Annotated in this window: 14 protein-coding genes; 11 read left to right on the top strand and 3 right to left on the bottom strand. The window is 46.7% G+C overall.

Going from position 1 to position 18,680, the window contains the following annotated elements; translation table 11 throughout:
* The first annotated feature begins 7 nt into the window (after positions 1 to 7).
* From VJL_RS06650 to VJL_RS06630, 5 genes are all read left to right on the top strand, one after another.
* A complete protein-coding gene (locus VJL_RS06650; RefSeq protein WP_038876651.1) occupies positions 8 to 787 on the top strand; it encodes a lipid-binding SYLF domain-containing protein in 780 nt (259 codons plus the stop codon).
* Positions 788 to 904: 117 nt separating this feature from the next.
* Positions 905 to 1,726, top strand: a complete 822-nt coding sequence (locus VJL_RS06645; protein ID WP_038876650.1) for a LuxR family transcriptional regulator — start codon at positions 905 to 907, stop codon at positions 1,724 to 1,726.
* An 81-nt stretch (positions 1,727 to 1,807) separates the two neighbouring features.
* On the top strand, positions 1,808 to 3,064 hold the full coding sequence (tyrS, locus tag VJL_RS06640) for a tyrosine--tRNA ligase (protein ID WP_038876649.1): 1,257 nt from the start codon (positions 1,808 to 1,810) through the stop codon (positions 3,062 to 3,064).
* 372 nt (positions 3,065 to 3,436) lie between these two features.
* Positions 3,437 to 6,013: an AAA family ATPase gene (locus VJL_RS06635; RefSeq protein WP_038865039.1), complete on the top strand. Its 2,577-nt coding sequence runs from the start codon at positions 3,437 to 3,439 to the stop codon at positions 6,011 to 6,013.
* Between the two features lie 313 nt (positions 6,014 to 6,326).
* On the top strand, positions 6,327 to 6,623 hold the full coding sequence (locus tag VJL_RS06630; protein ID WP_038865037.1) for a Dabb family protein: 297 nt from the start codon (positions 6,327 to 6,329) through the stop codon (positions 6,621 to 6,623).
* Between the two features lie 69 nt (positions 6,624 to 6,692).
* Here the strand turns inward: VJL_RS06630 and VJL_RS06625 are convergent, their stop codons facing one another.
* Positions 6,693 to 8,168, bottom strand: a complete 1,476-nt coding sequence (locus tag VJL_RS06625; protein ID WP_038876647.1) for a DUF1214 domain-containing protein — start codon at positions 8,166 to 8,168, stop codon at positions 6,693 to 6,695.
* 132 nt (positions 8,169 to 8,300) lie between these two features.
* Between VJL_RS06625 and VJL_RS06620 the strand changes: the two genes are divergently transcribed.
* On the top strand, positions 8,301 to 9,326 hold the full coding sequence (locus tag VJL_RS06620) for an AraC family transcriptional regulator (RefSeq protein WP_038876646.1): 1,026 nt from the start codon (positions 8,301 to 8,303) through the stop codon (positions 9,324 to 9,326).
* 125 nt (positions 9,327 to 9,451) lie between these two features.
* Positions 9,452 to 10,456, top strand: coding sequence for a DUF1214 domain-containing protein (locus VJL_RS06615; RefSeq protein ID WP_050568823.1), 1,005 nt, complete (start codon positions 9,452 to 9,454; stop codon positions 10,454 to 10,456).
* Between the two features lie 62 nt (positions 10,457 to 10,518).
* Here the strand turns inward: VJL_RS06615 and VJL_RS06610 are convergent, their stop codons facing one another.
* Positions 10,519 to 11,433: a LysR family transcriptional regulator gene (locus VJL_RS06610; RefSeq protein ID WP_038876643.1), complete on the bottom strand. Its 915-nt coding sequence runs from the start codon at positions 11,431 to 11,433 to the stop codon at positions 10,519 to 10,521.
* 28 nt (positions 11,434 to 11,461) lie between these two features.
* Complete coding sequence (locus VJL_RS06605; protein ID WP_038876642.1) at positions 11,462 to 11,821, bottom strand: DUF6559 family protein; 360 nt, start codon at positions 11,819 to 11,821, stop codon at positions 11,462 to 11,464.
* 129 nt (positions 11,822 to 11,950) lie between these two features.
* Between VJL_RS06605 and VJL_RS06600 the strand changes: the two genes are divergently transcribed.
* The 4 genes from VJL_RS06600 to VJL_RS06585 all read left to right on the top strand — a co-directional run bounded on the left by VJL_RS06600 (position 11,951) and on the right by VJL_RS06585 (position 18,571).
* On the top strand, positions 11,951 to 12,832 hold the full coding sequence (locus VJL_RS06600; RefSeq protein ID WP_020196069.1) for a LysR family transcriptional regulator: 882 nt from the start codon (positions 11,951 to 11,953) through the stop codon (positions 12,830 to 12,832).
* Positions 12,833 to 12,935: 103 nt separating this feature from the next.
* Positions 12,936 to 14,018: an efflux RND transporter periplasmic adaptor subunit gene (locus VJL_RS06595; RefSeq protein ID WP_038876641.1), complete on the top strand. Its 1,083-nt coding sequence runs from the start codon at positions 12,936 to 12,938 to the stop codon at positions 14,016 to 14,018.
* 9 nt (positions 14,019 to 14,027) lie between these two features.
* Positions 14,028 to 17,084 carry an efflux RND transporter permease subunit gene (locus tag VJL_RS06590; protein WP_038876640.1) on the top strand — a complete coding sequence of 1,019 codons (3,057 nt, stop codon included), beginning with the start codon at positions 14,028 to 14,030 and terminating at the stop codon, positions 17,082 to 17,084.
* 2 nt (positions 17,085 to 17,086) lie between these two features.
* Positions 17,087 to 18,571 carry an efflux transporter outer membrane subunit gene (locus tag VJL_RS06585; protein ID WP_038876638.1) on the top strand — a complete coding sequence of 495 codons (1,485 nt, stop codon included), beginning with the start codon at positions 17,087 to 17,089 and terminating at the stop codon, positions 18,569 to 18,571.
* Positions 18,572 to 18,680: the final 109 nt, after the last annotated feature.

Here is an 18,680-nt window from a genome sequence, read left to right as displayed (position 1 = left end):
TGGACCTATGAAAAAGCCACTTGCACTTGTTGCCGCTTTAACGCTACTCGCCTCTCCGGCTTACGCAGATTGGGACGACATATCTAACAGTCTCTCAGACCTTGGTGACGCCGTCTCTGATACTGCAAAAGACACATGGGATGACACCAAGGCTTTCTCTAAACAAGCTTGGCAAGATTTCACTAACTGGTCTGAAGATGCGATCAACACCGCGGGTGAATGGACTGATGCCAGTATTGAGACCAGTAAAAAGTGGATCGACGATGCCGATAAGAAAATCGATGAATTGATGGAAGGTGATACGCCAGAAGAAGCGCGCCAAGCAATTGATTTAATGGCGGATAGCACTCTGCTAAAGCTCTTCAATGAGAAACCAGAAGCGAAAGATCTTTACGATAAAGCTTACGGTTATGCGGTGTTTGATTCTCGCAAACTGTCGCTGATGTTCCATACCAACTCCGGCTCTGGTGTTGCAGTGAACAAGTCGACGGACAAACGCACTTACATGAATATGTTTGGTGCGGGTGTTGCCCTTGGTGTTGGCGGTAAGTTCTACCAACAAGTGGTGTTGTTCGAACATGAAAAAGACTTCAACACCTTTGTCGAAGAAGGCTGGGAAGCATCGAGCGAAGCTTCTTTAGTCGCTGGTGAGGATGGCGAAGAGATGACAGCGCAATTCAACAGCGGCGTGGCCGTGTATCAGCTAAACGCCACTGGCTTGCTGGTTGATGCGAACGTTTCTGGCTCGAAATACTGGGTCAACAAAGAGCTGACCGATTCGCAGTAATCGCTTGGTTACAATGATTTATTGATGGGGAGCACAACGCTCCCCTTTTTGATCACTTTGGGATCATTGTCTGTTGCGTTATGCTTATCTCAACCTTTATCGCACACTCGAATTCCCATGCCTAACGACGCATTCAACACTCAACTTGCAGAGACAATTTCTGCCCTTAATTCACCAAGCTTTACGCCCAAACTGATGCGCGTTATAGCTTCGTTATTGAGTTTTGATTGCGCGGTGATCCTCGGTTACCGCGAAGGCAAACACCCTATCTATCTTTATGATTCGATTGAGAATGAGCGCGAGCTTTTGTTTCAGCGTTACCTCACCACCTCTTTTCAAAACGACCCGTTTTACCAGAAGCTTAACGCCAACAAAGAGCAAGGCATCTTTACGCTCAAAGATGTGGTAGGCAAAGACGTCGCGCGTAACGATCTCGATTACCAAGCCTACTGTCAGCAGTTTTACCATCAAACGGGCTGGAAGGACGAGCTCAGCATGCTGATCGAAATCGAGCCGGCACGTTGGGTGATGCTCTACTTCGGTTTTATGCAAGACGACAAACGCTTCACCAAACCTCAAGTCACCAAGCTCAAATCTTACTTCGCGATTATTCAGTCTTTATGCCAACAACACTGGAAACAAACCGAGTTTACACTCGCCGAACCAGTCTTCAGTTCTAACGCTTATTCAGGACAAATGCGTGCCGCGATTGAATCCGCACTGACATCTTTTGGCCAAACCGTCCTCACCAAACGAGAACAAGAAATCGCGGCATTGATCGCGCAAGGCTTTGACAGCAAAGAGATTGCAACGCATCTCGATGTCGCCGAAGGCACCGTTAAGAATCACCGTAAACGCATCTACGCACAGTTAAATGTCGCGTCGTTAAGCGAGTTCTTTCAGTTGTTTCTCAACCACCTGATCACTCAATCAAGATAACAAACTGTCCCTTTAGGGATATATCTCGATTCCGCATCGCCTTTTAATCTGAATGCAACCAAACCAGATAAAGATAAGACGATGACACTGATTGAAGATTTACAAGCTCGCGGTTTGATTGCCCAAGCGAGCGATTTAGACCAAGTTCAACAACTGCTATCTAAGCCACAAACCTTGTACTGCGGTTTCGATCCAACCGCAGGTAGCTTGCACATTGGCCACCTTGTGCCACTGATTATGCTCAAACGTTTTCAAGATGCAGGACACCAAGCCATCGCCCTGATCGGTGGAGCTACGGGTATGATCGGCGACCCAAGTTTTAAAGCCACTGAGCGAAGCTTAAACTCAGAAGAAACCGTAACGGGTTGGGTACAAGATCTGTCGAATCAAATTCAACAGTTGATGAATAACCAAGTCAGCAAGCCAATGATCATGGTAAACAATGCGGATTGGGTGAAGCAGATTAACGTGATCGACTTCTTCCGCGACGTAGGTAAGCATTTCTCCGTAAATACCATGATCAGCCGAGAGTCTGTTAAACAACGTTTACAACGTCCAGATCAAGGCATCTCATTTACCGAGTTCAGTTACGCACTGCTGCAATCTTACGACTTCGCAGAATTAAACCGTCAGTACGGCTGCCGCCTACAAATCGGTGGTAATGACCAATGGGGCAACATTGTTAGCGGCATTGACCTCACTCGCCGTCAAAATGGTGAGCAGGTCTTCGGTCTAACCTTACCTTTGATCACCAAATCTGACGGCACTAAATTTGGTAAAACCGAAGGTGGCGCAGTGTGGTTAGATCCAAGTAAGACCTCGCCTTACGCTTTCTACCAATTCTGGTTATCCGCGGAAGATGCCGATGTTTACCACTTCCTGCGCTACTACACCTTCTTGAGTTGCGATGAGATTACTGCGATTGAAGCACAAGACAAAGAGAGCAAAGGCAAACCACAAGCACAGCGTATCTTAGCGGAGCAAATGACGCGTTTTGTCCACGGTGAAGAAGGCTTAGCAAGTGCGGAGCGAATCACTCAAGCGCTATTTAGTGGCAATGTGCAGCAGCTAAGTTTGAGCGAGCTAAAACAGTTGGAACTCGATGGCTTACCGAGCATGCAAAGTGCTGAGCAAGACTTGGTCGAGCTTCTGGTTGAATCAGGCTTAGCCAACTCAAAGCGTATTGCTCGTGAACTGATTGGCAACAACGCCATCAGTGTGAACGGCGAGAAAGTTGACGCAGAAAACCCAAGCTTGAACTTCCCGCTGTTCGATCAGTACTGGTTGCTTCAGCGCGGTAAAAAGCACTTCTACTTGGTGAAACGCATCGCCAATTGATAAAAATTAGCGACCATAGTTACTTTCGCCATAAAGACTTTGGGAATTGTTCCACGTGTTTAAAGTTTGGCTGCATTATTTCTGGTTACCACTCAGCAAATACATCGCTTAGCGAAAAGTGGGAGGCGTTATGGCGATCTTTCGAATTTGTCACGTTTGAAACGCTACCTCTTACGTGCGACCAAGAACAAACAGATATCTTTAACGTTAGAGCTAGCCGCTTTAGTTTGACGAAATAGCCTCTGTCATGAGGCTGTTTTACTTTTTCCTCGAGCACAATGTGTCGCATTGCCACAGAATCAAGTGCAATCAATTGACTACAAATTGAATAGGCGTATAAGTTGTTGCTACACAACGCGTGTGGAGGATAATATGTCGATTGAAAGCGTTGTTAGCTGGGCTAACAAGTTAAAAAAGAACCTTTGGTGGCGTCATGCAATCAGATTGGCTGCTGAGAAAGGTGAATTAAGGACGAATGACTTACAGCTCCTTTTCACCGTTGCAAAGATGGAACATGGCCTAGAGGCGCAGAACGAATCTTATCCAGGCTACATTGCGCCGCTCGACCTTACAGGTTTTGGTGAAGAAGGACAGGCTGTAACCTTAAAGAGTGTTGGTAAAGTTAACCACGTCTCTGCTTTGGTATCAGATGCTCTTCTTGAATTTAACACGAGCGGATTAACAGCCGTTTACGGCGATAACGGTTCAGGTAAGTCGAGCTATTCGAAAATTCTGAAAAATGCTTGCCTAACTCGCGGGGAAACTCCAAACATCTTGTCGAATATCTACTCTGATGTTACCGGCAATCCTGAAGCTGAAATTTCCATTATTATTGATGAAAATCTGCACGAGATCACGTGGGCAAAAGGCAACGCTGCGCGAGAAGACTTGAAGTCTATTCGCATCTTCGACAATACGTCGGCAGCACACTACATTTCTGGTGAAGACACCATCGAATATAAACCTGCAGGGACTAAGCTCCTTTCGCAGTTAATTCGAGCATGTGAGTACGTCCGAAAGGAAAATGAGAGAGATAAACAGCCTTACAATATTTCTCACCCTATTCCTCCATATATGTCTGGTGGAAAAGTGGCGGCATTTCTTTCGACCTTATCTTCAACAACCAAACCAGAAAGTGTTGACGCTCTTTGCCTCACGCAAGAAGAAATTCAATCCATCGAAGTCCATCAAGCTGAGTTGATTAAGCTAAAAACTCAGACGCCAGAGCAGATTCGCAAGTCATACGCCGACCAGCGAAAGACAATGCAGCCTTTACTTGATCACTTTAACAAGCTTAAAGCGAAACTAGATCAAACACACTTTGATGCCATCAAGAAGTCTTATGATGATTACAAGACTAAACAAAATGCAGCTGAGCTCGCTCGCACTCAGGCTGTAGATGGACACGCAATCGAAGGCATTTGCTCACCAGAGTGGAAAGAGATGTGGACTCACATCAGGATTTTCGTGCAAACACATAATGCAAAGCATGTCTTTCCACCAGCTGCGGGGGAACCCTGCCCTACTTGCCTTCAGCCTATTTCTGAAGAGGCAGCAGAGAAACTGAAGTCTTTTAATGATTATCTAAAAGACCGAACTCAGGTTGAAGCAGATAAAGCGAAAGGCTCATTCGACGCTTACATACAAAATCTAAAACTACTTAGGTTTGACCTCCAACCATACGAATTGTCTCTTAACATGATCCGCGACTATAAGCCTGAATACGCCAACAAGATCATTGAGCTCAACAACAAGCTGGAGACCCTCTGCACCAATTTAGTCAAAACGGAGCCTGATTTTACTCAGTTGGAAATTGAGTTTAGTCCGATTGAATGGATTAACGGTCAAATTGAATCTTGGAAAAAGAACGAAGCTGCGGTTGCGACAGATGATGGCTTGACTCAACAGGTTAAACAACTCATTGATTTGATTACAGAGCTCGAAGAGCGCAAAAGCTTCACGGCGATTAAGCAGAACGTCATTAAAGAGATCGACCGCAAGGGGATGGTCATTCTGTTTGATAACGTGAGCAAGTCTTGCCATACAACATCTGTCACAGGTCAAGTTACTAACATCGCAAAGAGTGGTGCGATTGGCAATCTTGAAGCGGCATTCAGCAGCGAACTGAAAAAATTAGGCTTCCAGAACTTCGCTGTTGGCACGAAAACTAGAGGTTCCCAAGGTAAGCAGTTGCTCAAACTTAACTTAACTGGCAAAACAAACGGAATTTCTGATGTCGCGAGCGAAGGTGAACAGAAATGCGTAGCACTCGCCGGTTTTATGGCAGAGTTAACAGTTGATGACAGAAAATCAGCGATTATTTTCGACGACCCTATCAACTCTCTCGACCACAACTGGCGTCGCTTGTTCGCTGATCGTATCGCTCAGGAAGCTTTGGCGCGTCAGGTTATCGTGTTTACGCACGATATGGCTTTCTTGAAGATGTTGGAGGAGTCCACTGGAATAGCTCAAGCTGAATTGAACATAATTTCTATCCGAAAACTGGGTGATATAGCTGGTTATCCACTCCAAGAGCCTCCTTGGGATGCCAAGAATACAGGCGCTCGAGTTGGTGAATTAAAGAACCTTGCACCTAAACTCAAAAAAATGGAAGCATCAGGTGATTTCAGTTACGAAATGTACGTTAAACATGGCTATGGTTTAATGCGTGAAACCTATGAACGTCTTGTTGAAGAGTGGCTACTGAGAAAGGTTGTTGAGCGATTTGGCCGCGCGGTTAAGACTCAGAGTTTAAAAGAGATTGTCGACGACGTAACCTCTGAGGATAACGATATAATTAACGCTGCAATGTCTAAGTGCAGTACCTATATGTGTGGTCATGACAACGCGACAGGTTTAGCAGTTGATTGCCCTCGAGCGAGTGAGTTTGAGAAAGATGTGAATGATCTGGATGCATACTTCAAAGCATTGAAACAACGACGAAAATAATAATAACTAGAGCGCTTCGGCGCTCTTCTTTTAGGATAAGTTTTGAGTTGAAATCAGAAAAGCTCTAGATTTAATTCACGACAGGTGGAATGTTTGCATTAATTTGATGTTGATTGCTCTTGCAAGCGTCAAGGGTTAACGATTCCCATCTAACGACCTACGACCTCCGACCTAGCTAGACCAACAAAAACGCGAGCCAAAGTGCTCGCGTTTTTGATTCCCTATTTTGTGAAGCCAAAAGCTAACTTTAGAGTGGATGCCCGTTATAGTGTTGTTCTTCAAACACAACAAAATATAACAACAGCTCAAAACCATGGTCAGACACATTCTACTCATCAAATTTAAAGCATCTGCCACCAGCGAAAAAATCCAACAACTTCGAGAGCTATTCGAAGCCATGCCAACGAAAGTGGAAGGTGTAACCGACGTTGAATGGGGCTTAAACAACAGCCCAGAAGGAAAGAGTAAAGACTACACACACGCCGTGATGATGACATTTGCTGATGAAGCAGGTCGTCAGAACTACCTACCTCACCCAGAGCACGATGCATTGAAAGAGGTATTTAGACCACTGCTTGAAGACATCATCGTGTTTGATTACGAAATCTGACTCTCTCAGGTGAATGTTCGGACAATTAAAAAGCCACCACGACAATTTTCATCATGGTGGCTTTTCGGGTTATTTCACGTGTTTAAAGTTTGGCAGAATCGTTTCTGGTTTCTGCTCAACAAACGCCTTGCTTGGTGAGTAAGCGCGGAAATACACAAACCAGTTTTCATCTGGTCGAGTTTGTACCCAGTTTGCTTCATTCACACCTTTTGGCTTGGTTGGTGAAAAGTGGAACGTGTAGTTACCGTCTGCGTCTTTCACTGTGCCCGGAACGTTTGAGCCGACATCCGCACGTTGAATATCATTATCGATGATGGCGCGGTTTTCCACGTTGTACACCGTAATGGTCCAGAACAAATCGGCGTAGTTCACATCGCCATCTAATGTCAGCGTGTAGTGATTGCTACCATTTAGACCATAACCTTCGCCGTCACGATAGTTATCAAGGTATATCTGACCCCAGCCACCATTTTCAAAACCATGCATCGCAATGTCGTTCGTCACCGCTTCATAAAACCATGCTGCGCGACCATCGAGATCCATGCCATAAGCGCGATCTTGGTTTGGTGTTGATGCTGTTGCGACTTCCCAACGGTTCCCTTCAGGCCCATATTCCGATTGATGTAAACGACCCGTTTTGTTGAAGTCGATATTCTTAGTCATGGCCTCACCAAGCACTACCGCTTCTTTCATGATCTTCACTTGCTCGGCATTTGGCTCGAAAGGTTTACCCTTCTCAATACCCAATGGACGCAACATGTCATGCATCATGCGATCGCGCTCTGCGACAGGTTCTGTTTGAATGGCTTCGTTGAGCACTTGCCAAAACTCCATACCACGTGGGTGTTTCGCATCAAGACCTTTTTTCGGGAAGTTAACACCTCGATCGCTTAGGGGTTTGCCATCCAGATGCGTGATTGACATCGACTCCAAGTCCGTCATGCGCTGTTTCTCCGTTTTCGCCATTAAGCGCACACCAAAGAAGACATAGTTAGTATCCGATTCAAGTACCACCGCACCTTTTGGTAGGTTCTTTGGTGTTTCGCTGCCCTTAGCTTTTATCACGTATGTGCCTGGTTTAGTCATCTGTGCAATGCCAATCTGCCACATGGTATGCACCGCACCACGCAGTTCATCGGTCGGGATGTTCACCACAACGGGCTCTTTCTCTACGTTAAACCATGTAATCGCGTAGGGCGTTGAGGTGTTGTAAGTTAAGCCACCCAATTTAGATTGATGCGATGCCACATAAGTAATTTGGCCGTCTTCTGAGCCCATTTTTTCATACGCCGCCTTCCACGCGTAGTTAGACGTCAGCGGAATAGACCAAATGTAAGCTTGTGTCGCGCGCTGAAAATCCATCAGATTAAACAGTTTCTTTGAGCTTTCCTCTGTTGGAATGCCATTGAGCACACTGGTTTCAAAAGCAAAATCACCAGAGCGGGTGTGCATGTTCTCAATCTTGATGTTGTTGTCTGCGTATGCGCTGCTGGTTAAAGCGGCAAATATCAAACCAGAGATAAGGGTTTTCGTTACTTTTTTCATGTCTATTCTCTACTCGTCGTTTCAGGCGGTATCGGGAGGATGAAGTTGAAATCAGTCATTTCTTGACCAACTCAATGTGGCGCAGTATAAAAACAAGCCAAGACTGAAAATTGACATTTTGAGAATATTTGAGTGAAAAACGAATATCGATTGAGCGCGTTATACCTCTCTGCTTTCCCTAAATTGTGCAGACGATATGGTGTTGAGCCTCACACCTTAACCTCAAAGCTCAATATTCAAATCTCAACCTTACACGATGAAAACCAAGAGCTTAGCCATCAGCAATTTGCAGAACTGCTGAACTTGGCCGCCAAAGAGACTAAAGACCCGCTGTTCGCCCTAGAGCTCAGTACCTTGATTGACTACCAGTCTTTGGACATCGCTATGTTGCTGATTGCTAGCCAGGAATCTCTCGCAAACATCTATCCGGTTTTGTTTGGCCTGTACAGCTATCAGCAACGCGCTTCTCGCCATCAACTTGATATTCGTGAAGACATTGCTCGCCACTTTACTCAGTTCTTATTCGAACCCAATGTCGATACAAACCAACACGCTTTGCTTTCCATCGGAGGCATTATTACAACGTTCAAGATGATACTGGGCGAACGGTTGAAGTTGCATCAAGTCCATTTTAAAGCGCGCTACCAAGGTGAATCAGGAGCACAGCAGCAAACACAAATCGAACGTCTTGAACGTTTCTTTGGATGCAAAGTGATATTGGGTAGTCAGTTCGATGGTTTTGAGTTCCCCAAAGCCCTACTCGCAGAAAAGCCCGATTTGGAGATGGCTATCACCAATCAAATGCGACGCAAAGTCTCTCACGGTCTTCAACATCACAACACGCTGTTGGAAATCACCACCAACTCGATTCTGTTATTGCTTCCTCTCGGTGATATCAGCAAAACCTTGGTCAGCAAAATGCTCGGCATCCACCCCAGGACATTGCAGAACTTGTTGAACAAAAATAACCTCACCTACCGAGATATCGTGAATTCAGTCCGCGACACAGAGAGTAAGAAGCTACTCACCAACAGCGAATGTCCAATCCGCACCATTGCTGACATGCTTTGCTACGCTTCTGCCGATTCTTTTATCCGCCAATTCAAACGCACCAATGGCATCACGCCTTTACAATATCGAAAACAGCATCGCGTGTGACGGCTGGCAATCCGAACTTGCAATTCGATTTAGTTATTATCTGAATTACATCAATTCATTTCTGTCATCACTGGCATATCGATAAAGTGAGGTCATCTCTTAATGACGACCTCAAGGTAAGCGACATGAAAAAGACCATCTTAGCGACTCTTATTGCCATCACCTCTATGCAGACCATGGCAGCCGTTAAAGTGACCGACGAAAACTTCGCCCGCGCAGAAACTGATCTGTACTTCACTCAACAACTAGAGCGCCAACCAATCAATGTGTTTGACCAAAACCGAGACAGCGTCACCGTTGATAATCAGATGATCATTCGCTCAAACACCGACTTGCTCTACTCCACAGCCGTGGTCGATGTGTCGAAAGGGGCCACTTTCCGTTTAGCGAAAGGTGATGCTTACCAAATCATGCATTTCTTCAACAACAATCACGACAACCACATGGCGATTTATGGTGGTGACGAGATCTACATTGATTCGAAAATTGCAGGCTCGGATTACATTTACATCTTAATGCGTACCGCTACGACGGCAGGCATGGAAGAGGCACATCGCTTACAAGATGCCGCCGTGATTGATGCAAAATCCGCAAAACCATTTAAGCCAGCGCAAGATTGGGACAGCGCCTCTCGCGACGCGGTACGTGCGAAATGGGAGAAGCAAGTCAACACGATTAAGACAGAAGAAGCCTTCACTACTGGCATTACTGCAACACCAGATAACAAGCAATTTATGATTGGTACCGCTGTAGGTTGGGCTGGCTTACCAGCAGAATACGCGGTGTACTCTTCACGAGCAGGTACTGGCAAAGTTGAGTGTGCTGACATCACCTTCGATAAACCGTCACTGAGCTACGAAAAAGGCGGTTACTGGTCTATCACGGCATACTCAGGCAAAGGCTGGTTGATGACAGATAACAACAGCGCAGACTCAACCTCCGCTGTACCAAACAAAGATGGCTCTTACACCATTCACTTCGCACCGAAAGGCGAGACCTGTGGTGCCGCGAATAACGTAATTGAAGTGAACGATGCGGGCTGGAACTTTGCGTTGCGTGCTTACCGTCCAAGTGACAAAGCCAAAGCGATTGAAGAAATGCACAACTTCCCGAACGTGACGGCAAAGTAACGCAGAACAGGCTGAACCCCTTCAGACCAGTCCTATGAGAACAAGCCTCTCAATGGAGAGGCTTATCGTTTTTCTTGGATGATAACTTGAGAAGTGGTGATGATTTTTCGTTTGAGCCACTGATGCATGGGATGCATGCGCTTATTGTGCGATTCCACCAGCACAATATTTTTTAGCTCATCTGGGGTGTGATTAGGAAAAGAGGCATACTCAAACTCACCGTTCAAATAATGAGCAAGCTGCCGAGAGCAAGGCAAGATGATCTCACTCTGCTTAACCACATCGAGCAAGGTATGCAAATAGGAACTTCGTGCTTTTACTTTCAACACTTCACTTGAAAGGTGCTTAGCAATAAAGGGCTGAGTATCATTCCAACTCGGCACCACCAAACTGGCGTATTCTGCTTGATTGATTTCAGCTTGAGACAAGGTCTTTCCTGCCAAAGGGTGGTTGATTTTCACTAACCCAACAAAATCATCTTCACCAATCACTTGGTGGGTAAATTGCTTATTGGTGTCGATCGGCGAATAGTTGATGGCCGCTTGAATCTCACCATCGAGCAACTTTTTGAGTGTTTGAGAGCCCCAATTCACTATGTTTACTTGTGCGTTTGGTGCCTCTTCAATCACCGCGATACACAAACGTGCACCGAGCCAGTTGGAGATAAAACCATTAATCGCAATGGTAATGTTACCTTGGTAATCGGCAGGCTCAAACGTTGGCGAGTCTAGAATCACCTCATCCAAACTCTCCATGATCATCGGCAGCTTGTCACCCAGCTCAAGTGCACGAGGCGTTGGCTTTAAGCCAGAGTGAACACGAGTAAACAACTCATCATCAAAGTAATCACGCAGCCTTCCCAACGCTTTGCTGACTGCGGGTTGGCTCAACGCTAATTGGTCACCTGCAATGCGCGTGTTCTTAGTTTCGAGTAACACCAGAAAGATGCGAAGTAAGTTGAGATCCAGTTGCTTCATCGTGATTCGTTCCCTAATACAACCCTGTTTAGTATCGGCTATTCATTCCGAATCGGTGCGACATGTCATCGTCCATACGACCGCCTTTCCAACCACCCGAACCAAGTAGATTCAGTACATCTTGTGCGGTGTAATCACCACCATCGAAAAAGTCATTCGAGACATCGGCACGCAAGGAAGTAAGCTCAGCTCTAACTTCTGCGCTCAGTTCTTGAGGATCAGCATATAAGGCCAAAGCGATCTGTTGTTGGCGCTTGCTCAACTCGCTTGTGCTGCTTTGCACTTGTCCGATAGAGAAATACTCGCGACTTCCATAGCCCTTAATCAATCTGGCAGAAAGCAACTTAATGACCTTCTTGATCCGACGACGTTGAATAACTCTCAGCACACTAATTCCCTATTTCTCTTTTCAAAAAAGTATCGGTTATCAAAAGTCACGTTATATTTTGTGCATAACGTTATGATGCTTTAGAGTGTCACGGTTTAGTACAGTGTTCAATAAGCATGGAGCGCCAGTGTGAAAATCGACGATCTTAAACTCTTCATTAAAGTGGTCGAGCTAGGAAGCTTTACCGCCGCAGCAAACGCATTGGATCTGCCGCGCGCGAATGTGAGTCGACGAATTGGCGAATTAGAGCAATCCTTAGGCGCTCAACTTTTCCATCGCACCACACGCAGTTTATCGCTCACCAATAATGGCGAAGCCTACTACGAGAACCTGCAAAAAGCGCTGACGATGCTCGATTCGGCGAACGAACAAGTCAGCAACGATACCAATGAAGTTCGCGGCCGCATCAAACTTGGGTTATTGCCGGAAACCGATGAACTGGTTCGCCCAATTCTGTTTAACTTCCACGATAAATACCCACACGTTGAGTTGGATATTCGCAACATCAACAATGGCTTTAGTGACATGTTCCAACAGGGCTTGGACATCGCTTTCCATGGTGGTGCATTGTTTGATTCCGACATCGTTGCACGTAAGCTTTTGACACTCGACCGTTGTTTAGTCGCTTCTCCCAATTACCTTGAAACACACGGCATGCCAGAGAACCTAGAACAACTGAAGGAACACCAGTGTGTCTGTTTTCGTTGGCCAAATGGCGAGGTAGACAATGTCTGGCACTTCCAAGAGCAAAGTGTACAACTGCACCCGAAGCTTATTTCCAACAACATTGGCTTTATTAAGAACGCGACGATTTTAGATCGTGGCATCACCTTTATGCCCAAACTACTGGTGAAGCGTGAGTTGGAATCCGGCAGTTTGGTGCAGCTATTGTCACAATATTCTGTCACTGAAGAATCGGGATGGTTGCTTTACCCTCAGCCTAAGACATTGAGTCAGGCGAGCCGCTTACTTATTGACCACCTCATTAAAGAAGTCCCAAAACTCGTTTAGTTGAATACATTGTCTCGTTTTTTGAGACAGTGAGTCTCATTGCCGAGTGATTATCTGAACATTGTACAATTGTATGATGGCACCAAAATTATGGAGCCATCGTATGAATCGTCTATTCAAAACTACTGCATTAGGTGCCGCGACATTGGCACTGTTTGGCTGTAATCAAAGCCAAACCACGTTCACCGAACCAGAGTCCCCTCGCCCAATTCAAGTTGTTGAAGTCACGGGTGAAAACGCGGCATTGAACAAATCGTTTAGTGGCATTGTTCAAGCAAAAGAGACCGCATCCCTTTCTTTTCGCGTTCCTGGTACCGTTGACCGCGTTTTGGTGAAGAAGGGCGATCATGTCGAGAAAGGACAGATCATTGCTACGCTTGATCCACACGATTACCAAGTCTCATTGGAAGAGTTGCAAGCGCGTATGCTGGAAGCGAAGTCTGCGCATAAACTGGCAAAGGCTGAGCTAAAACGCGTGAAACAAGCCACCGATGATGACGCGATTGCCAGTGTGAATTTGGATAGAGCCATCAGCGGTTATGAGCGTAGTTTGTCTGCGGTTAAAGTGGTCGAGAAGAATATCCAACGCGCGGAAGATGCCTTGGCATACACTACACTGCGTGCGCCATTTTCTGGCAGCATTGGCGAAGTACGAATCGACGCATTCGAGCAGACATTGCCGGGCGTAAGCGTCGCCACTCTTCAACAAGACGGTCAGTGGGAAGTGGATATCGATGTGCCTGAGAACATGATTCGTCAGTTTAACCTTGGACAAACAGCGGCAATGTCTTGGTATGGTTCAGAGCAAACATACCGTGCGAACGTCGCTGAAATCGCGCCTAAAAAGCATCTCATCAAACAAACTTACCCTGTCACTCTAGCTATCGATTCAATTTCTAACGAGCTGTTCAATGGCAAAGCCGTTACGGTCACAACCTCATTTCAGCCCGATCAATCCAGTCATTGCTTCCCCTATTCTGCGATTTTAGGTGAAAAGAAAACGCTACACGTAAATGTCGTTCGTGACGCTATTGTGCATACCGAGCCAGTGACATTGCAATCCATCGACTCGCATCAAGCTTGTGTCTCTGGCGCTTTCAGTCAAGGCGACTATGTGGTCATCAGCGGCACTCATTATCTTCAAGCTGGCGACAACACGCCGAATTTAACCATCAAAACGCTATAGGTTCGAATCATGATCAATTTAGCTGAATTCGCGATAAGACAGCGCACTTTCGTGTTGTTCTTTATCGCATTAAGTGTGGTGGCAGGGCTGTATTCTTACTTTGATTTAGGCAAGTTGGAAGATCCAAGCTTCACGGTTAAAACCGCCGTCGTTGTCACCTTGTATCCGGGCGCCTCGGCGGAAGAAGTGGAACAACAAGTCACCGATACCATTGAGACCAAGCTGCAAGAAATGGCCGAGTTGAATCGCCTGCGCTCATTGTCTCGTCCGGGCATGTCAATGGTATTTGTCGACTTGAAAGAGAGCCTAAATTCCAAAGCGCTTCCGCAGCAATGGGATTTACTGCGCCGCAAAGTAAACGACGTAAAACTGCAACTGCCATCTACAGCGCAAATCAGCATTGTTCAGGATGAGTTCTCTGAAGTGTATGGCATGCTTTTCTCTATCCATAGCCAAGACGCCGCACCAGAAGAGTTACGCCGCTATGCAGAAGAATTACAACGCCAAATCAAAGCCGTAAAAGGCATTAAGAAGATTGAGCTACACGGCGTGCAACCACGAGTGGTCTACATTGATATGCCTGACGAACGTCTGGCTCAATATGGCTTGTCTGTCGCGCAGGTATGGAACCAACTCAGCACACAGAACATGACCTTTGAAGCAGGCAAGTTCGATGCTGGCACCGAGCGCATTCGCATCACTCAAACCAGTGAATTTCAATCACTAGATGATATTCGTAACTTGGTCATCAAAGGTGGCGTGAGTGAGCTAGGTACAGGCTTGATTCGCTTAGGTGACATCGCCGATGTATCCATGGGCTACCAAACACCAGCACTAACAGAAAGCCGATTTAATGGTGAGCCTGCGGTGACGCTAGCGGTCAGCCCTGTTGAAGGCATTAATGTGGTCTCACTCGGCGACACGATTCGTGACATCATCAAAAACTACCAACAAACACTGCCGCTTGGCGTTGATATTTCTACTGTGGCTTACCAACCTGAAGAAGTACAAAAAGCGATTGATGACTTCGTCGGTAACCTGCTTGAAAGTGTCGGCATTGTGTTTGTGGTGCTGTTAGTCTTCATGGGCTTTAAGAGCGCGACAATTGTTGGTTCGAGCTTATTGCTGACCATCCTGCTCACGCTGATCTACATGAATATCGCGGGCATTGATTTGCATCGAGTCTCGTTAGGTACCTTCATCCTTGCTTTAGGTATGTTGGTAGACAACGCCATCGTGATCACTGACATGATGATCGTAAAACTGGGCAAAGGCATCGAACGCACACGTGCTGCTATTGATTCAGTTAAGGAAACCGCCGTCCCTCTGCTTGGCGCGACCGTCATTGCCATCATGGGTGCAAGTCCGGTTCTGTTCTCCAAAACCGACTCAGCCGAGTTTGCGGGTTCAGTGTTCTACATCTTAGCGTCTTCGCTTCTTCTGTCTTGGTTGGTCGCGATGACCTTTACCGTGCTGATGTGTTGGATGTTCATCAAACCAACATCTATCGATGAAGACGCAAAGCCAAGCCGCTACAAGCAGTTGGTGTTTTGGACGGTTGATAACCCAATGAAAGCACTGACAGCATTGATTCCCCTGCTTTTAGTGACTGCCGTGACTGTGCCTTACGTGGCGGTGAACTTTATCCCGCAATCGGATCGCCCTATCGTGTTTCTTGATTACTGGCTACCGAATGGCGCCAAGATCGAGCAAACCTCAGCAGACATGCGCAAAGTCGAGCAGTGGCTACTCAAGCAGTCAGAAGTAGAAAGCATCTCTAGCTACATGGGCGCAAGTGCACCGCGCTTCTCGGTGACCGTAGAACCAGAACCACTTGATCCTGCATACGGGCAGATATTGATAAACACCAAGGATTACGAAAGCATCAGCCAACTTGTTGAACGTGGTGACAAGTGGTTGCAGAACACATTCCCAGACGCGGAACCTCGCTTTAGAGCATTAAAACTGGCGACCTCAGACAAGTACGCAGTAGAAGCGCGCTTCTCTGGCCCTGATGAAGCGGTGTTGCACCAACTGGCGGATCAAGCGAAAGCCATCTTTGCTACTCACCCTGATGCCAAATACGTTCGTGATGACTGGCGCCAAGAAAGCAAGGTGCTCAAACCCATCATCAATCAAGACAAGATGCGCCAAGCTGGCATCAACCGAGCAGACATCGCCTTTGCTTTAAAACGCGCTTCTGATGGCATGCCATTAGGTCAGATGAACCTTAATGATGAGTTGATTCCAATTCAGCTGCGTGGCACTTCGCAAAATATGGCGTCACTAGAAACATTGCCCGTGCGTTCGCTACTTGGCATGCACAGTGTACCTCTCGGCCAAGTGGTTGATGGCTTTGAGCTAGTTCCAGAAGAGAGCATGATCTGGCGTCGCAATCGCGTCAAAACCATCACAGCACAAGCAGGTGTTGAGCGTTCAACCACACCAGCAAGAGTACGCAACGCGGTGAAAGATCAAATCGAAGCGATTCCTCTGCCAGCCGGCTACAGCTTGGAATGGGGCGGCGAATACTACGATGAACACAAAGCCGTTACTGACATCTTTAAACAGCTACCAAAAGCCATGCTGATCATGGTGATCATTCTGGTCGCAATGTTTAACGGCTTTAAGCAACCGATCATCATTCTAGCCACACTGCCTTTGGCGGCTACCGGTGCCACCTTTGCTCTGCTTGGTTTTGATAAACCATTCGGCTTTATGGCGTTGATTGGTGCCATTACCCTGACAGGCATGATCATTAAAAACGGCATTGTGTTGATGGACCAAATTGAACTTGAACGTGCGAACGGCCGTCCATTATCGGATGCCATCAAAGAAGCCACCGTTAACCGCACCATGGCGATTTCGATGGGTGCACTGACAACCGCACTCGGCATGATCCCGCTGCTTTCGGATCTCTTGTTTGACCAAATGGCAGCCACCATCATCGGCGGTCTGGCAGCAGCGACCGTGTTGTCACTGTTCATCATGCCGGCACTGTATCGCTTGGCATACAGAGAAACATCACCAACCACGCAAACTGACGCTGAATTGAAGGAGGCGTAATCATGAGAAAGTTCGTTATCGCGCCACTGGTATTGGCAATAAGTTTATCCGGTTGTGCCGTTGGGCCAGACTATCAAACGCCAACCACCAGCATGGCAGAGACTTATTTGTATGCCGACCAGAATGGCGTCAGCAACAATGATGAGAGAGAAGCGTTTTGGTGGACAGAGTTTAACGACCCTACGTTGAACGATTTGGTGCTTGATATGCAAAGTCAAAACATCCCGCTTAAGGTCGCGGCAGAACGCATCAAAATGGCAGAGAGCTATAAGACCGTTGTCGAGTCATTCAAGGTGCCAACCATCAATGTTGGTGCCGGATACGTCAATTATCAGCTGAGTAAGAACGATTCACTGCTTGGCCCTGCGCTGAATCCGATTGGTGATTCCGCCGCAGGCCTGCCACCACAAATTGGCAATACAACCTTGTTGGACAACCAGCATGATGGTGTATTTGCCGGCGCAAGTATCGCTTGGGAATTGGATTTGTTCGGTCGCATTGATCGTCAATCCAATGCGGCGCAAATACGTGTTGAGCAAGCAGAAATCTATCAAAGCGGGCTGACGACTTTGCTTACTGCAGATTTAATTCATAACTACTTGCAGTATCAAGGGGCAAGCGAGCGTCTCGACTTAGCTAAATCAAACCTTGAAGACCAAAGAAAAACCATGGACTTGGTCAAGAAAGTGGTTCGCAGCGGTTATGGCTCGGATCTCGACTTAGCGCAGGCCAAAGCGACGCTTGCAGCGATGGAGTCAATCATTCCTCAATTGGAAATCGCGCAGCAAGTACACAAACATCGTATCGCGGTACTACTTGGTGAGCCTTTATCAAAAGTCGAAGTGCGACTTGCAGAGACTCAAGGTGTACCTGCAATGCAAAATGTCGTGCCAATCGGATTACCTTCTGACTTACTGCAGCGACGCCCTGATATCCGCTTAGCGGAGCGAGAAATTGCAGCCATCAATGAAGAACTTGCGGCAAGTATCGCCAATCAATATCCGAAGTTCTTCTTAACCGGCGCTCCGGGCGTGTCTGCTTCTAGCTTTGATGACCTGTTTAGCAGTGATTCTTTCGGCTGGGTTGGCGCGGCAGGCATCAGTTGGAATGTCTTTGATGGTGGTCGTGGCGATGCTTTAGAAGACATCAACCAAGCTCGTTTTGACGCAGCAACACTGACTTACCAACACGCCGTAGATTCGGCTTTTGCTGAAGTGGATTCCACCTTATTTGCCTATGGCAGAAGCCAAGAGAATCAGCGCCGCATTGATGATGCTCTAGTTGCGACAGATAAAGCCGTGGGGAAAGCCAAATCTCTCTACCGTGCTGGGTTGATTGACCACTTGTCGGTACTGGATGCTCAGCGCCAACAACGCATGATGCAAGACCGACAAATCGCAGCCAAATTGCAAACGGCTCAGGTCACTGTCGCACTCTACAAATCACTGGGTGGCGATTGGGCATTAGAGCAATCTCCACAAAGTTAAACCGAATGAGTTAAGTAACGATTTTGGGGAGTGGGTTAGCTTCAACGGGGACCTCGAATCTAACCCCTCCTCTTTTTTATTGGGTATAAAGTCGCGCATTGGCTCGCGT

This window comes from Vibrio jasicida CAIM 1864 = LMG 25398 (assembly GCF_000400365.1).
Lineage (GTDB): Bacteria > Pseudomonadota > Gammaproteobacteria > Enterobacterales > Vibrionaceae > Vibrio > Vibrio jasicida.
The sequence above is the reverse complement of the archived record's forward strand: the minus strand, read 5'-3'. Positions and strand labels throughout refer to the sequence as shown.

Coding starts and splice junctions, on each gene's coding strand:
- VJL_RS06625 (WP_038876647.1), bottom strand. CDS start 8,168: ATGAAAAAAGTAACGAAAACCCTTATCTCTGGTTTGATATTTGCCGCT.
- VJL_RS06590 (WP_038876640.1), top strand. CDS start 14,028: ATGATCAATTTAGCTGAATTCGCGATAAGACAGCGCACTTTCGTGTTG.
- VJL_RS06585 (WP_038876638.1), top strand. CDS start 17,087: ATGAGAAAGTTCGTTATCGCGCCACTGGTATTGGCAATAAGTTTATCC.
- VJL_RS06615 (WP_050568823.1), top strand. CDS start 9,452: ATGAAAAAGACCATCTTAGCGACTCTTATTGCCATCACCTCTATGCAG.
- tyrS (WP_038876649.1), top strand. CDS start 1,808: ATGACACTGATTGAAGATTTACAAGCTCGCGGTTTGATTGCCCAAGCG.
- VJL_RS06595 (WP_038876641.1), top strand. CDS start 12,936: ATGAATCGTCTATTCAAAACTACTGCATTAGGTGCCGCGACATTGGCA.
- VJL_RS06650 (WP_038876651.1), top strand. CDS start 8: ATGAAAAAGCCACTTGCACTTGTTGCCGCTTTAACGCTACTCGCCTCT.
- VJL_RS06635 (WP_038865039.1), top strand. CDS start 3,437: ATGTCGATTGAAAGCGTTGTTAGCTGGGCTAACAAGTTAAAAAAGAAC.
- VJL_RS06630 (WP_038865037.1), top strand. CDS start 6,327: ATGGTCAGACACATTCTACTCATCAAATTTAAAGCATCTGCCACCAGC.
- VJL_RS06645 (WP_038876650.1), top strand. CDS start 905: ATGCCTAACGACGCATTCAACACTCAACTTGCAGAGACAATTTCTGCC.
- VJL_RS06610 (WP_038876643.1), bottom strand. CDS start 11,433: ATGAAGCAACTGGATCTCAACTTACTTCGCATCTTTCTGGTGTTACTC.